Source organism: uncultured Victivallis sp. (genome assembly GCF_944391105.1).
Lineage (GTDB): Bacteria > Verrucomicrobiota > Lentisphaeria > Victivallales > Victivallaceae > Victivallis.
Genome location: NZ_CALXSK010000050.1, coordinates 13975 through 29659, shown reverse-complemented (window position 1 = coordinate 29659; position 15685 = coordinate 13975). Strand labels below are relative to the sequence as shown.

The following is a 15685-nucleotide window of genomic DNA, read 5'->3' as shown; positions in this document are numbered from 1 at the left end:
CGGGGAGAGACGCGCTCTTACGAGCCGCTTTCTCTCCCCCGAACCCCTCTCTTGTTCTGCCGGGCGCGGAAACGGGTTGCGGAGCGATGAGTGGCTGGGGAAGCGTTTGACAGCTGATCTCTCCCCCGAACCCCTCTCTTGTTCCGCCGGGCGCGGAACTTTGCTGCGGAAGTTCTGACGATTCTGGCTGCGGAGCGGAAAGCCGACGGCCATGGAAACGTTGACGGATTTTCATCAAACGGGACCCGATCGGAGAGAATGGTGGTTTCATCGATTACCCTTTCGTTCTAATTGAGGCCGGGCGCAGGAGTTCCGCACGACCAGCTCGGGTTTGATTTCAATCGGCGGAACTTCGCCGGATTTCCCCCCGATCATCGAGAGCAGGACCCGGGCCGTATGCACAGCGACCTCCGGGACGCACATATCCACGCTGCTCAGCGTCGGATACGTGGCCGCCGCGAGCGAACTGTTGTCGAACCCGATCACACTCAACTCCTCCGGCAGTCTCAGCTGGAGTTCATGCGCCCGGAGCAGCACGCCGGAAGCGGTAAGGTCGTTCCCCGCAAGAATTGCGCTCGGCGGCTCGGAAAGCGAGAGCAGCACCTCTGCTCCCTCCTTTCCACTGGCCATGTCTCCGGCCCCAGGAAAAATCAGTTCAGGATCAAACAACCCATTCGACGTCATATATTTCCGATAGGCAATCACACGGGGATCCGGCATGCCGTAACAGAGTTGAGAGATCGAAATGATCCCGATCCGGCGATGACCAAGTTCAAACAAATAATCGAGCGCCCGGGTCACGCCGTATTCGTAATCGAGCACCACCGGCGAAAGTTTGTGCCGTCGGTAAGTCAGAACCGGAGTTCCGTCCGCCGCCTCCTGCGCCTCCTCGACAGGCAGCTGCGGCAGCATGTTGATGATTCCGTCGACCATGCCGTTCGAAATCCGCCCGATCAACTTGCGGCCCGCCTCAGGCTCCTTCGATTCGGCCAGGCAGAGCGTGAGTGAATAGCCGGAACGACCGAGCTCCCGAGAGAGTTCGTTCACCAGCGCTACCGTATGGGGATTTTCCAGCTCGTTGACCACTACGCCGATCAATCCGGTCGAATGCGACTTCAGCACCTTCGCCGCAAAATTCGGCTTGTATCCGAGCTCATCGATTGCCGCCTGCACCCGCCGCGACAGCTCCGGGCTGATCCGTCTTCGCCCCGAAAGCGCATGCGAAACCGCGCTCTTCGAAACGCTCAGATAATCCGCCACATCCTGTATGGTTGCCTTTCTGGTCAAAACTGCGCCTCACTTGTCAACCGGTTGACATATTTTCCCAAAAATAAAACCGGTTTTATCAAACCAGTTGACAATATTATACCGGAAAAGCATCGTAATGTCAAGAGAGGAAAGAAAAAAAGATGAAAAAACGCCTGTTCCATCCTGTCAGAACCATTTGGAACAGGCGAGTTGTTTTCTCAAAGGGTATTCAATCGGAACTCCCCGGGAGAACGAACCGCCCCTTCGAGCGAAAACCCGGCAAGCATCCCCCGGAACCCATTGTTCAGATCAAGCGCATTGCCGATGCGAGGCAGAGAATTGACCGGGATGGTGGAAATGGCGGCCTTTCCCTCCCCGATCTTCTTTCCGTTGAGGTAGAGCACGAGGGACTCTCCTGTATAGACGGCCGCCAGATGCGTCCATTTTCCGGATTCCAGCGCACGTTTTCCCGTCACGGAATCCCGATTGCGCAGGAAAACGGGTCTCCCCTCTTCATCGAGAGAGAGCGAAATGCCACAGCGATCCGAAAAAAGCGTCATCTTTCTTCCATCCGCCTCCGGCTTGAGAAGCATCTCCAGCGTAAACGGGCCGTAAGGCATCGACCGGGAAGCGATTCCGATATTGTCGTCCGCACCGTCGAAGTGCAGCATCACCCGTTCTGAACCATCCGGACCAGTTTCTTTGATCCATTTCGGCAACGCCTCCTTTGCGACTCCCCACGCCAGACCTCCCGCGCGGCCGAGCCGGGCCGGAATGCTCCACCCCCCTCTGGAAACGATGACATCCCCCTCCCCCTCGAGAAAGTCATATCGGATGCGGAACAGGTCGCGTTCCGCCATCTTCATACTCCGGAGTTCCGGTTTCCGCAACCGGGAGATGCGTGAACTCCACAGCGGCCAGTTTTCATCGAAGTCCGATCCGGTCACGATCACCGGCTGCACGCTTTCCCCTTCGAATCCCGGACTCCGCAAAAGAGCCGGATTGCTGAAGCCTGCCCGATCCGAAACATCGGTCAGCCGGACAAGATAGACATCCTCCGGCGAACGAGGAATCTCCGGAAGAGAGACGCTGATTTCGCAAACCGGTTTTTTGAAGTGACTGATCTCCCCTTCGGCGACCGGCCAGCCGTTGCGCAGAAGTTCGTATTTCCCGGCGAAAGTCCAACTGTTGATCCGGATGCGGGCGACCGGTTTCCCTTCGTTTTCCGCGATCGAGAGAGAGATCGTCGGAGAAGTCATGTCGTCCTGACTCAGACGTATCGTGCGCACACTTTCAAGTCGGCCTGGACGGCGGATAATCGGATGGAGCTCACGGAATTCCGGTTTCTGATTTTCCGCAACAACTGCGGCCTGAACCCGGATCACCTTGAAATTCTTCAACTGTTCGTGCGTCAGACGCAACGTGCGGACGGTCATTTTCTCCGGGTCGAGCCGGACCGCCGGAAATTCATGCAGCAATTTTCCATTTTCATCGAGCAGCCGCATCTTCACGGACGCCTCCGGGGTTGTGTAGGAGAATCCCAGCACCTCGATCGTCAGATCATCTCCGATCACCACCTCGTCGTGATAACTGTAGCTGACCCGCGGCGGACGAGCGACCGGTTTTGTTCCGCGCCAGAGGTCGAGATACTCCCGGTTGATCCGCAACAACACGTCACGGTTTATGACCGACGGTTCAAACTGTGTCTGTTCAATGTAGTCATTCCACGTCGTGATGCAAACCCAGTCGACCTTGTTCGCCAGCGCGGCCTCCCAGTTGTGCCGGAGGGTCCCCGAGTTCAGAAACGGACGGTAGAAGGCGCTGCTCTGACCAATATAGCCGACGGCAATGCCGCCGACGAGCATTCCGTCCTCCCGAACCTCCCTGAGAGCCGCGCGCCCGTTGGCGAGCCGCGTCTTCATCTGCTCCGGCGTAAATCCGTTGCAGCCGAAATCATAAAACGCATCGTACCCGCGCAATATCTCGCGAAGCCGGTCGGGCTGATTCCACATTGAAGTCTCGTGCATCGGCTGGACGATATACCAGGCATCGAGGCCGTTTTCCCGAAGCCGCCTTCTCAGTGCGAGCCATTCATCGACCTTCTTTCCGCCCGCATTGTAGACGAAAATCACCATTTTCCCGTCGATCCGGCAAACGTTCGGATGATCTTTCCAGGTGCGGATAAATTCACCTAAGTGCTTGAACAGATAATCGTTCGGATAACTCAACCGATCGATGCACAACGCGATTTTAAAGTCCGTTCCCTCGGCGTCCCGGAAAAAACGCGACAATGCGGAACTGTATCCCGACGGGTCAACAACATCAATGCAGAACCCGTCAATCCCGTAGGCGCGCGCCGTGTCGATCTGCTTGCGGGCGCCGAAGAAAATTCCGGTGTCCCACTGCAGATTCCTGCCGAGCAGCGTGCGGTCGTTGAACGGGTACAGCATCCAGACCGGCGACAATGCTGCTTTGTCATACCCATTGACCTGATCGAATCCCCAGCCGACATAATGCGCCCAGCACATTTTCTCATTTCGGGCATTCTCCGAGGCAAATGAAATACCACCCCCACACAGCAACAGCAATGCGAAAAACAGAATGACTCTATACACGATGTTCTCCTTTTTAATCATTGCTCATCAGCCACCAGAGCCGACTGAGTTTTGTGTAATTATCCCAGAATCCCCTGCCGTTGACCGGCAGATTTCCCTCGTGCTGGAAAAAATTTCCGGCGTGTCCGTCGAGCTTCACGTAATTCAGGGAAACGTTGATTCCCCGGACATGATTGTTGAGCCCAGGATCATCCGCAACCATCGCCGTCGCAGGAAGTTTGGCGATCTTTGCGTAAAAGTATCCACCGGCCATCTCTTTCCCCCAGCCCTGCTGATTGTTGTAATACAACCCTTCGCGTCCCCAGGTGCGGTAATGCGGCAGTCGCGTCGTACTCCCCGAAGCAGGGCAGGAGGAAAGCTTCGCCAGCGCGCTTCCTCTGAGCGGCACTTCCCCTTCCGAAGAATCTTCCCAGCCGGACGCAACATAATCCCGGATCATTTTTCCATAGGACCCGTCATACCAGCCCCATGAAAGCGGTTGAGTCGTCACATAATCATCATTGTCGTTCGCATAGAACTGCACATAATTCCCGACCTGTTTGAGATTGTTCAGGCAGCCTGTGCTCTTGGCACGATCCCGTGCCTGGTTCAATGCCGGCAGCAGCATGGCCGCAAGTATCGCAATGATTACAATCACAACCAATAATTCGATAAGTGTAAATCTAAATGGACACAAAATGCAATTGCGGATAACAGGATGCACATCACTCATCTCTGGTATCTCCGACTCAGGGAACTGGCCGGCACACGTGGAGAACTGATCCACTTTCACTTTCAAAAATTCAACCGGTTCGATACGTTCCGTTTTCATACCTTCCTCCCCTGAACGATTGATTGCATGCGACTTTTCACCACAGAGACTCATTGTCACATCTCCTTGTATTCCAAAACGTAACATAACATCATAATGAACCTAACTACACAGACTCGCGCAGAACAAGCATGGGAGCAATTTCAAGTTGACGTGGCTGAGCGCTGTCCGGTCCGAGCGCGGCGGCGAGCAGTTCAGCCGCGTATTCGCCGAATTTCGTCCGGTCGATTTCGATGCAGGAGAGCGGCGGATACAAGTAGGCGGGCAGCGCATCCTCTCCTCCGGAACTCAGGACCGCGATGTCGTCCGGAACGCGCAGGCCATGCTCCCGGAGCGCCCTCAGTGCGACGATTCCCCCTTCAAGCGAGGCGGAAAAAACCGCAGTAAAATCGGGACGCCCTCGATCCAGAAGCGCCGAGAAAAGCCGGTAGCAATTCTCCCGGCCGTCTTCGAATACATTCGTGTGCGCATCGAAGAACAACTCCCCGCCTGACGGAATGTTCAATCGTTTCGCAGCAGCGGAGAAACCGCGGAACCGTTCCGCCATGGTCGTTTCGTCCGGCTGATCCTTGATGAAGAGAATTCGGCGGTGTCCGTGTTCGTACAGCGTTTCCGCCGCCAGCTCTCCGATCCGGAAATCGTCGATGCAGACGTTGTTGATTCCTGGATGACGCAGGTGCTGCAGCAGCACCACCACGGGGCGCGCCGGTTTCAGCAACGCCTTCACCAGTTCCGGGCCGATAAATTCCGCCGCGGGAATCAACACGGTCGCATCCGCCTCCCCCATCACCCGCGCGAAATCCACCTCTTCACTTTTCCGGAAGCAATACTGATTGAACTTCCAGTTCCGTCTCTGGCCGGCCGCATAGACACTCTGCACCATATTGTCGAGTGAACTTGAGGAAAAATCCGGACGAATCATACAAATTCGCGCCGACACCCGTTCGAACCGTTCGGCAATCCGATAGCGCTGCCGACCGAGCGGCCGCACAATTACCCCTTCATCCGCAAGCACCTTCAGCGCCCGCATCGCGGTCCCGTGCGAAATATCGAGCGTTTCCATCAATTCGCTGGCCACCGGCAGACTCTCCCCCGGCGACAACGTATTGACCTGCTCCCGTATCTGCGCGGCAGCCTGATAGTGCTTCGTTTCCGTCAATACTCTCGGCATGGCGTCTCCTCTTTTTTTAGTCCGACTATTTTTTCTCTTTATTTTCCCGCAACAATCAAACAACGGAAAACTTAGTCGGACTAACTATATTATACCAAACTCCGGGAGCAATGTCAAGAGGAAGAGGGAAAAAATCATGAAAAAAGGGGGAATCACTCCCCCCACGTCAGAAAATCAGTTCGGCGGTCGTTCAGGCGGCATCGTCGCCGCGGCACGCCTGGCGGATTTTCGCAAGAAACGCGCTGTCAAGTCGATAGAATCTCCAGAAAATGCCGAGATAAAGAAGCGAAAGAACAATCGGAATTCCTCCCATGATGATCCGGATTCCCCACGTGGCCCCCACCGTCTGCACCGCGTCCGGAACAAATCCGATCAACGCGAGTCCGGCTCCGGTTATGAAACCGCTCAACGCCCCCGCAAACTTCACGACGAACGTCTGGGTCGAAAAGAGAATGCTCTCATTCCGGGTCCCGAACTTGTATTCCCCGTAGTCGACGACATCGGCGAGCATGACGGTCAGGATTCCGAGCGAAAGTCCGATGCCGAAGTTGACAACTCCGCTGATCAGATAAATCGTCACCAGCCGGGAAAGCGCCTGCTCCGGCAGCACTCCGAACAGCAGAAACGCAAACCCCGCAATCGGAAAGAATCCGGAAGCGGAAAAAACCGCCTTCCGCCCGATCCGGGAGGCGAGAAGCGGATACCCGAACAGTCCGCACAGCTGTGCGATCCCCGCCGCCGTCAGATAGGCGGCGACCTGCTCTTCCACCCCGACCACGTACTTGAAATAATAAACTGCAAATCCGTTCGAAAGCTGGAACGAAATGTTGAAAAGCAGCGAGAGGATCAACACCACGATCACCTGATCATTCCGAACGAGAATCCGGATCATCTCCTTCGGGGATGTGTGTTCCCGCTTTGCGCGCTGAACCGGGACATTCTCCTTTACAAAGCAGACCGTGACAAGGGAACAGAGCAGGAAAATTCCGGAGATCGCCAACGCGAGCCACGCAAATCCCGCCGACTGCTCGTCGCCGCCGAGCCATTTCACCAGTTTAAGTCCGAAAGAACCGATCACAAGCCAGGCGATGCTCGCGAAGATCCGGGGAATCACCGAAACCGTATTGCGCTCCTTCTCGTCACTGGTCAGCGCCGGAACCATCGACCAGTACGGGATATCCATGATCGTGTATGTCAATCCCCAGAGAAAATAGGTGACCGCGACGTAGGTGAGCTGCTGATTCCCGGAGAGCCCCGGATTGAAGAACAGAAACGCCAGCACGATCGCATTCAAAATCGTCCCGAGCAGAATCCATGGCCGGAATCTCCCCCACCGACTCCGCGTATTGTCGACGATCAGCCCCATGATCGGATCGTTGATCGCGTCGAACAGCCGTGCCGCGAGGAAAAGATACCCCACGAAAATCGGACTGATTTTGCAGATGTCCGTCAGGTAAAAAGTGAAAAATGTTGCGACAATCGCATATACGAGATCCTTTCCAAAGGCGCCGACGCCGTATGAGATCTTCACCGGCCAGGATAATTTCCGCATAATTCCGCTCCCGGGATTTGAGTTTTCGAATCGGGGTTCATCCTCCGCTCCGGTTTACGATACTCCGTAAAATCATAAATTGCAAATCCCGGGACGCCTTTTTCGCTGCCGTATCCGGCCCGGTCACAATTCCGGAGCGTACCCCCAGTCCTGGACCGGCGTCAACTCTCCATCGCGTCGGGCGGAGATATCGGCGGCCACGCCCATGGCCATGTAATGGCCCGCTTCCCACGCATTCACGAGCGGCCGACGCCCCTGCGTAACACACGTCACGAACTCATGCACCAGATACGGGTGTGAACCGCCGTGCCCGGCCGGAACGAAATCGCGGTTCTGCAGATCGCCGGATTGAATGTTCTGCAGTTCCAGAAACGCCTCACGCACCTCCGGCGGCAGCGGATCAAACAGCTCCGCGTCGGAGTAGAGCCGTTTCTGCGGCGGCCGGATCGCATCATGTTCATTCGTTCTTCCGTTGTAATACCAGGTGTTCTCGGAAAACGAACCGCGCGTTCCGAAGATGCGGAACGTCTCGTTTTCAAGCGGACTGAGCTGCCCGGCGAGTTCACGCATTTCGGCCACGCGCATCGATGCGCCGTTCGCGAGCTCATACAGCGCCGTCACATTGCTGAAGTCGCTCGTGCGGAAGTAGGAGTCGCCCGTGCGGTTCCGCCAGCCGAAAGCCGCGACCTTCCGCGCGCGCGTCCCCATGCAGAAAATCGGGCCGCTGACCGAATGGGTCGGATAATTCATCGGCGAAGCGAGTTTTCCGCGCCGGAAATAGGCCTCCTCGCGGGCGGGCCACTCGCTGCCGACCCGGCTTTCCGTTCTCTCGCGCTGAACGACGCGCAAACAGCAGGCGTTGTCCACGTCGTGCATGTACTCGCCCTCGGCGTAGACGAAGTCGCCGAACTCTCCGGCGAGCGCCTTGCGGCGGCAGAACATCGCCTGCGGCCGGAAGCAGGTGGTCTCACCGAGCATGTAATGTTTCCCCGTTCGCTGCGAGGTTTCGATGATCCGGTTGCACCAGTCGAGCACCTCATCGCCGTCCGGCAGACAGCTCAGCGGCACCGCGCTGTACACCGTCTTGCCCGACTCCATCGCCTGGATGCACTGCGGCGCATGCAGCCACGGCTGCGTGATGATCACGAGCGCGTCCAGATCGCTGCGGCAGATTTCGTCCAGGGAGGAGTACACGTCTCGCGGATTGAATTTGTCCGCGAAAAACGGATCTTTCGCAAACTTCTCCACCCGGTCCGGTTCGCAGTCGCAGAACGCGATCCGGTCCACGAGCGGATGCGCTTTGAACAGCGGTGCAAACGCACTGCCGAAATTCCCGAGTCCCACCATGCCGATGCTGATTCCCATACGATTCCCCTTTCCTGATTTTTCCGGTTAAAACGCGAGCAATAACATTCCGAGAACCGCAAGAAGAACGCCGGACATCCCGGCCGGGCCGGTTCGTTCTTTGCGGATCCACTCCGTATAAAGAAAAAAGAGCGCGACCGAACTGCCGACCGCGAGCGGATAAGCGATGCCGGCCGCGTCGCATTCGACAAGCAGATCAAGCGCCCGGTAAAACGTCCACTGCCCCACTGTCGCCAGCGCACCATTCAACAGCGCAAGCAGCGCGATCCCCGGAATTCGGAACTCCCGAAACCGGATCACGGCGACGATCCAGCCGAGGCCGCAGAGGCTGTACAACGGGATACGCCAGCTCAATGCCGCGGAATCCACTCCGGGAATCCGGTTCGGCAGAAGCGTCAGCGTCTGCTGCAGTCCGATCAGTCCGAATGCGAGAAATGCCGGAATCAGAAACGCCCTTCCCCCGCGCGCTGCGGATTCGCCGCACTGCGAACGACCGAGCGGAACGAGACTCGCCAGAAGCAGAATCATTCCGGCGACCCGCAGCGGAGACACCTCCTCTCCAAACAGGAACATCCCTGCGGCAAACGGACAGAGCATGGCCGATTGCGCGATGCTCCAGCTCACCCCGTGACTGCCGTGCCGCATCGCCCGGCCGAGCGCAAGAAAGCCGAGCTGACTCGCCGCCGCAGCCGGAATCATGATCGCCGCAATCTCCGCAACCATTCCGACCTCCGCCGGACTCGGCGCCGCGCAGCACCAGCTCATCACAGCGAAAAAGAACGCGCTCAGAAACAAAAAGAGATAAAATCCCCTCTCCTTCTGTGCGGCACGGCTGTAAACAATCCCGATGCAGCACCAGACCAGTCCCGTCACCAGCGTCATGACGATTCCCTGCAAGAACATCCCGCCCCCCCGTGTTTGGTTTCCTTTTTTAGTGTACTTGCAAATTATAAAAAAGCAACTATCTTTATTCTCGAAAATATTACAGAAAAACTTTTATCATTACAAAAAACGATTATGGAACTCGAAATCGTCCACTGCGGACTCTACAATCGGCCGGAAACCTTTGTACAGGAACTGATCTTCACCCACATCGGAGTGGTGATCGGGGGACTCGACTACATGAATATCCATACGTCGCAGGGAGAAATGCTGCTCACGCTTCAGGCTTCGGCGCTCCCTTTTCTGACACTCTTTCCCGCGGGGCTGACGATCGACTTCCGCTACAACCGTCGTCGGGAGAACTGGGTGATTCAATGCCGGACACCGGCGCTCCGGCCCGCCCCGCACCATCCGCACTCCCTGCTGAAATCCGGTATCGCAGGCGAAATTCCAGTTCCGCTGATCCTGCCGCTTTCGATGGAGCAGGCATTTGCCTTCCGGGAACGGTTCACCCGCATCGGGGAGCTGCATCGCGACGGAACTCCCTCAAGCATCGCCGCGGCAGAGTGGATGGCGGCCGGAATTGCGGGTGAAATACTCGCGGGAACGAATTCCGGCCGGAATGGTTCCTCCACTCCGGTCACACGGTTGCGCGCACTCATCGACGCGGACCGGCAATTCCGGAAAACTCTCGGGGAATTGAGCCGGGAAGCGGGAGCGACTCCCGGCCATCTCCGGCGGCTGTTTCTGGAAAAGTTTCAAATCTCACCCGGCGAATACCGCGCACGGCGGCGGCTCGGCAGGATCATGGAGCTCATCGACCGGAATGAGCTCGGCTTGAAGGAGATCGCCGCGGAGGTCGGCATGCGGAACGTCACCCATCTGCACGCATTCGTGCGCGACCGCTGCGGCGTCACGCCGGGAGAACTTCAGAAACAACGCGGGAAACTGCTCTCCCGGGAGGAATTGTAACCCCCTTCCCGCCGCTCAACGCGCACCGCGGCAGAGCAGAACCTCCTTGACCGTCTTGAGAAAGATGTAGTAATCCATCCAGATCGACCAGTTCATGATATAACTGATGTCGAGGTTCACCCGCTGAGGATAATCGAGCTCGCTGCGGCCCGAAACCTGCCACAGACCGGTGATGCCGGGCTTGACCCGGCTGAGCAGCGCATAGCGGTCGCCGTAATATTTCACCTCGGCCTCCACGATCGGACGCGGACCGATGACCGCCATCTCTCCGGTCAGAACGTTCCAGAACTGCGGCAGCTCGTCGAGGCTGGTTTTGCGCAGGAACCTTCCGAGCGGCGTCACCCGCGGATCATTTTCGAGCTTGAACTTTTCGCGCCACTGGCGTTCCATTTCCGGATCTTCCGCAAGAAGCGTCTCAAGTCGCTGATCCGCGTCGACATACATCGTGCGGAATTTCAGAACCCGGATCATCCGGTGATTCACCCCGAGTCGCCTGGCCCGATAAAAAATCGGTCCGCGACTGGTCAGCTTCACCAGAAGTGCGAGAATCAGAAACAACGGCAGCAGTGTCACAAACGCCCCCACCGAAACGACAAGTTCCAGCAGTCCCTTCATCATGCGCGGCATCGGCAAAAGCAGCTGATTGCGGATCTCCATGCCGCTGAATCCAGACAAATAAATCGGATACGCCCAGGAGATCGGGAAAACCCGGTTGTCGGGAATAATCATCACATGCTTGTAATACTTTGAATAATTTTCAAGCATCTCCGTCACCAGCGTGATCGGAATGCAGGAGATCATATAATCCGTATTGTATTTGCGGGCGGCCATCCGCGCCGAACGCAGCGAGCCGACCACCGGCACATTCTCCACCGGACACTTTCCCCGCAGCGCGGGAGAATCGTCAAGAAAACCGACGATATTGAATCCGAAATATTTATCACGCAGCAATTCCTGGGCGACCATTTTCCCGGTGACGCCGGCGCCCGCAATCAGCACGTTGATCTGCCCGAACCGGAAACGCTTCATCAGACAGCGCGCCCACCAGCGGAATATCGGCAGAAACAGAAAGGTCAGAAGCCAGCTGGAGATCAGCGCCGTCCGGGAAATCCCCTGCGTCCGGTGGGAAAGCGCCAAATAGGCGAACAGCAGCAGATAAGTCAGCGCGGACGAAAAGAAAATCCTGCGCAACTCCTCCACGGCTCCGAGCGCCGCCCCGGGATAGGCGACATCCCCGTGATAAAGCCGGATAAACACGTTGCACCCCAGAAACACCAGGATGAACGGCCACATCCAGCGATAGGAACGCCAGGAAATCGCGATGTCACACACGAAAACATCCATGAACCAGAACGCGACGATCGGCAGAAGCGTGAAGCAGAGCACATCCGCCACCATCAAAACCAGAATCCGAATTCGCGCCGACCGCATCACATCCCCCCCGCGTTGGAGGAAACGCGCTCATTTCCCCAGATCACATAACGTTCGTCCCGGTAACCGCGAACCTCGCCGACTTCCCGCCATTGCCGCGAAGAAGGCCGCTCGCCGGCACCGAGGATGAGATAATCCGCCAGACGCCTGTCATAAATTCTGCTGCCGCCGGCGAGCATCGGCGCGACCTCCAGCCGGTCGGGAACCATCACGAACGGACGCCGGCAGGAGCGGTACTCCTGCAGCAGAAACGTCCGCTCCCCCGAACTCTCCCCGCGATAGTCGCGCCGCAGTATCTCCGCGCAGGTGAAAATCGCACGATTGCGGGCATGACGCTTCTTTGATGTGAAGTTGCGAATCATCGGACTCAGGGCCGCGCCGTAAAGAATCCCCCCGCAGACGACGAAAATCAGCACTCCCGTGCCGACCGGGAACCACTTCGGCCACCGCTCCCTGCAGAAATCCCAGAGGGATACGGCGAAATACCCGCTCCAACCGAACAGCAGCGGCGCAACCGGCAGCAGATATCTCCGCGATATGTACCAGTAACGTTCTCCGAGAATGATCAAAAGGGCGGTCACCAGAGCGTTTCCGATCACGATGCAGACCAGCAGCGTCTCTTTCGAGCTCCAGCAGCGACGGGAGACCCTCCATGCGATTCCCAGCAGAACCGGCAGCAGAAACGGAGGGTAGAATCCCCGGAAAAGATCCCCGAGATACTCCCCCGCATCAAGGTTTCTCTGCACCACGGGCGGCGCCCCGCTCTCCATGAGCCTCGAATGAGTGCGATTTCGAGAATCCGTCCGGCCGGGAACGGCAGCCGACGTTACAGCCTTCTCCTCAACGGAAGCGCGGGGTGCGGCAATCTGCGCATCCCGCGCCTGGAGCCACAAGGCCAGGCGGACATCCGGAACGGGATACCCGGTAAAATGCCGGTTCACGGCAGTCACAGGCGTCAACATCAGCAACACGACAACGCCGCCGAGGCAGCTTCGCCAGGGGATCCGTCTTTTCCAGCACTCCCGGACCGCGGCGGTCAGCAGCAGGCACCCGCCCACCACCAGCAGCTCGGTGCGGAACAGGAATCCCAGACCGACCGCGGCGCCGAGCAGAAGATACCAGCGAACATCCCGGGAGTCCCAGAGGGAGAGCAACGCCCAGGCCGCCAGCGCGATCGAGAGCGTTTTTCCGTTATCCCGGACCCCTTCCCCCGCGTATTGCAGCAGCAGATGGCAGAACAGATAAAAGATCACCCCCCAGACAGCGTATTTGCGGGAAAGAATCCGTAAAAACAGCGCGAACAACGGAAATACGGCCAGCGCGAACAGCAGTGTCGAAGCGAGTTTGACTCCGAGAAATCCGTCGCATCCCGTGAGAAAAACAAACCCTCCGCCGAGAACCGGGAACAACACGGGTACACGCGGATGAAACGCGTACGCCCAATTTCCATCGGCGAACGCCGTCGCCATCGGCACATACCGGGAGGCGACATCGACCGGAGGCACCGTCGTCAGAAACACCAGCGGCAGTGCCAGCATCAGGGCCAGCAGAAAATAGAACCATGGCCGCCGAGACCAGGCGACGAGCTGCGTTTTGAATTTAGATCCCATTTTGTCCCTGTGCGTCCTTCTTCCCGGAAATTCAACTATAATGTATCCAGCATGAGGCTCAAATACAACAGTGAAACGCCGATAATTCCGTTTTTTTTCCACTCCGAACCGCAAAAATTCCGATTCCGGATGCCGTCGGCTCCGTCGATTCAGCCGAAAAAACTTCAGAATTAATCCGTCCAGCTCTTGACAAATCATCGGCTTTCCGGTATAATTAATATAAATTGAATGCGTTTCAATGATCGTTCAACGAAGAGAGAAGAGTTCATGTCCTGCAGCATCAAGGATGTCGCCAGAAGAGCCGGAGTGTCGGTTGGAACCGTAAGCCGGGTCATCAACGGCTATGAGAATATCGCTCCGGAACGGATCGACGCGGTGCGTGAGGCGATCCGGGTTCTGGGTTATCGGAAAAATTCGGTTGCTCAACTGCTTGCGGGGCGGCGGGGCGATTCCCGGCTCCGGACGGGGAACATCGGATTGTGGATGGTGGAAATGGGCAACGAGTGGAGCAGCAACTCGGTATACGTCAATTATCTCACCGGAATTGAGGAGGTCTGCGCCCGCCGCGGATGCCATGTGCTTCTGGAACACTCGTGCGCGGCGGATGAAATTCCGCGCTGTGTGCGCGAGGGAAAAGTGGACGGGGTGATCGTCAAGGCCGTCAACGAAATTCCGCCTGTGCTGAACGATCTTTCCGGAAAAATCCCGGTCATCGGACTGTCCATGCTGGAACGGGAGCTGCCGATCGCTCAGGTTTCGACCGACAATCAGCGGGCCGGCGAGGAAGTGTGCCGCTATCTCTGGGAGAGAGGCCACCGGAGAATTGCTTTTGTGTCGCGGGACAACCATCACCGGATGTTTCTGGCGCGGCTCCACGGATACGAGGTATTTTTGCGCGCCCGCAACGCGTTCGATCCGGAACTGGTGCAATGTTTCTCTCCGGTTTCCGATCCGCGGGAGCCGGAAAAGACGTTCCCCGATATGAGCGGCATGCTCGACACCCTGCTGCGGCTGCCGGAGCCTCCGACCGCCGTCATCGCCGCGAATGACTGGATGGCCGCGGGTCTCTACGAGGCGGCGGAACATCGGAATCTGCGGATTCCGGAGGACATCAGCGTCATCGGCTTCGACCATCTTGCGAATCTTTTTCTGCGCCCCAGGCTCACCAGCTATGAGATTCCGATGCGCGGCATGGGGAGTGCCGCCGCAGAGTGGATCATCGACCTTGTGGAACACGGGATTTCCGTGGAGGAGCCGACGTTCCGCATGATCAATGGAACCATCGCCGTTCACGATTCCGTCAAAGATAAAACAACCTGACAGGAGGACCCGGAATGAAACGTTATTTCACATTGATCGAGCTGCTCGTCGTGATTGCGATCATCGCGATTCTCGCCTCGATGCTGCTGCCCGCGCTGAACCAGGCCAGGAACCGGGCAAAACAGACGACCTGCCTCAATCAGCTCAAGCAGATCGGTCTGGCCGACGCACAGTACATCAACGATTACGACGGCTGGCTGTACGGCCCGAAGCTCGCGACGAAAAATCCGGACGGTTCGGCGAACAGTTACTGGGTTTCCAGCATGGGCAATCTCGGCTATCTGCCTCAGTGGGTTGAAAATCGGAGTCATATCGGCGTCTGCCCGTCGGCTTTTCCCTTTGTGGCCGGTCATCGCGAAAGAACTTACGGCAAACGCGGATACCGCAAAGGCGGCTCGAATGACGATGCCTACTGGAAATATGCGGGAGGACATTTCGCCGTCGTGACGGAAAATCCGGACAACAGCGATCAGAAAGCCGATCGCAGCCCCTCGCAGTTCGTCACAACCCATGATTCATTCGAAAACTACTACCAGCTCGGGCACGCCCGTCATTACAGCTTCGGGTTGAACCATATGGACAAGGGGAATGTTCTCTTCTACGATGGTCACACCGAGACCGGACGCATGGATTTCGGTTACTTCTCCAGGGGACACAATCCGGATACGGAGATGGTAAATGTTCCCCTCGGGAAAAGTTATTGAAAGG

General features: G+C 57.2%; 13 protein-coding genes. 4 read left to right on the top strand and 9 right to left on the bottom strand.

The genetic code is table 11. From position 1 onward, the window contains the following. Positions 1 to 267: 267 nt before the first annotated feature. The 3 genes from Q0K10_RS13370 to Q0K10_RS13360 all read right to left on the bottom strand — a co-directional run bounded on the left by Q0K10_RS13370 (position 268) and on the right by Q0K10_RS13360 (position 4575). Entirely contained in the window at positions 268 to 1287 is a 1020-nt protein-coding gene (locus Q0K10_RS13370; RefSeq protein ID WP_294507915.1) for a LacI family DNA-binding transcriptional regulator, read from the bottom strand. A 179-nt stretch (positions 1288 to 1466) separates the two neighbouring features. Further along, positions 1467 to 3863 carry an endo-1,3-alpha-glucanase family glycosylhydrolase gene (locus Q0K10_RS13365; RefSeq protein ID WP_294507912.1) on the bottom strand — a complete coding sequence of 799 codons (2397 nt, stop codon included), beginning with the start codon at positions 3861 to 3863 and terminating at the stop codon, positions 1467 to 1469. Positions 3864 to 3876: 13 nt separating this feature from the next. After that, complete coding sequence (locus Q0K10_RS13360; protein ID WP_294507919.1) at positions 3877 to 4575, bottom strand: type II secretion system protein; 699 nt, start codon at positions 4573 to 4575, stop codon at positions 3877 to 3879. Between Q0K10_RS13360 and Q0K10_RS13355 the strand changes: the two genes are divergently transcribed. Beyond that, positions 4561 to 4689 (top strand): hypothetical protein, encoded by a 129-nt coding sequence (locus tag Q0K10_RS13355; RefSeq protein ID WP_294507922.1) that lies wholly within the window; start codon positions 4561 to 4563, stop codon positions 4687 to 4689. The two genes, Q0K10_RS13360 and Q0K10_RS13355, sit on opposite strands and share 15 nt — an antisense overlap. 91 nt (positions 4690 to 4780) lie before the next feature. Here the strand turns inward: Q0K10_RS13355 and Q0K10_RS13350 are convergent, their stop codons facing one another. From Q0K10_RS13350 to Q0K10_RS13335, 4 genes are all read right to left on the bottom strand, one after another. Continuing rightward, the gene (locus Q0K10_RS13350; protein WP_294507910.1) at positions 4781 to 5845 is read right to left on the bottom strand and encodes a substrate-binding domain-containing protein; all 1065 of its coding nucleotides are present in this window, start codon (positions 5843 to 5845) and stop codon (positions 4781 to 4783) included. A gap of 190 nt (positions 5846 to 6035) precedes the next feature. Next, a complete protein-coding gene (melB, locus tag Q0K10_RS13345; RefSeq protein WP_294507908.1) occupies positions 6036 to 7397 on the bottom strand; it encodes a melibiose:sodium transporter MelB in 1362 nt (453 codons plus the stop codon). 123 nt (positions 7398 to 7520) lie between these two features. Next, on the bottom strand, positions 7521 to 8762 hold the full coding sequence (locus Q0K10_RS13340; RefSeq protein WP_294507906.1) for a Gfo/Idh/MocA family oxidoreductase: 1242 nt from the start codon (positions 8760 to 8762) through the stop codon (positions 7521 to 7523). 27 nt (positions 8763 to 8789) lie between these two features. Continuing rightward, positions 8790 to 9665, bottom strand: coding sequence for a hypothetical protein (locus tag Q0K10_RS13335; RefSeq protein ID WP_294507904.1), 876 nt, complete (start codon positions 9663 to 9665; stop codon positions 8790 to 8792). 114 nt (positions 9666 to 9779) lie between these two features. Here Q0K10_RS13335 and Q0K10_RS13330 point away from each other — a divergent pair, with 114 nt between their 5' ends. Next, positions 9780 to 10616 (top strand): helix-turn-helix transcriptional regulator, encoded by an 837-nt coding sequence (locus tag Q0K10_RS13330; RefSeq protein ID WP_294507902.1) that lies wholly within the window; start codon positions 9780 to 9782, stop codon positions 10614 to 10616. Between the two features lie 15 nt (positions 10617 to 10631). Here Q0K10_RS13330 and wbaP read toward each other — a convergent pair whose 3' ends face one another. Together wbaP and Q0K10_RS13320 are read right to left on the bottom strand one after the other, a co-directional pair. Further along, the gene (gene wbaP / locus Q0K10_RS13325; RefSeq protein ID WP_294507900.1) at positions 10632 to 12047 is read right to left on the bottom strand and encodes an undecaprenyl-phosphate galactose phosphotransferase WbaP; all 1416 of its coding nucleotides are present in this window, start codon (positions 12045 to 12047) and stop codon (positions 10632 to 10634) included. Then, positions 12047 to 13657 carry a glycosyltransferase family 39 protein gene (locus Q0K10_RS13320; protein WP_294507898.1) on the bottom strand — a complete coding sequence of 537 codons (1611 nt, stop codon included), beginning with the start codon at positions 13655 to 13657 and terminating at the stop codon, positions 12047 to 12049. The genes wbaP and Q0K10_RS13320 overlap by 1 nt, the downstream gene beginning before the upstream one ends. A 267-nt stretch (positions 13658 to 13924) precedes the next feature. On the opposite strand from Q0K10_RS13320, the gene Q0K10_RS13315 reads away from it, so the two are divergent. Further along, positions 13925 to 14977, top strand: coding sequence for a LacI family DNA-binding transcriptional regulator (locus Q0K10_RS13315; RefSeq protein ID WP_294507895.1), 1053 nt, complete (start codon positions 13925 to 13927; stop codon positions 14975 to 14977). A gap of 14 nt (positions 14978 to 14991) precedes the next feature. Then, on the top strand, positions 14992 to 15681 hold the full coding sequence (locus Q0K10_RS13310) for a type II secretion system protein (RefSeq protein WP_294507893.1): 690 nt from the start codon (positions 14992 to 14994) through the stop codon (positions 15679 to 15681). Positions 15682 to 15685: the final 4 nt, after the last annotated feature.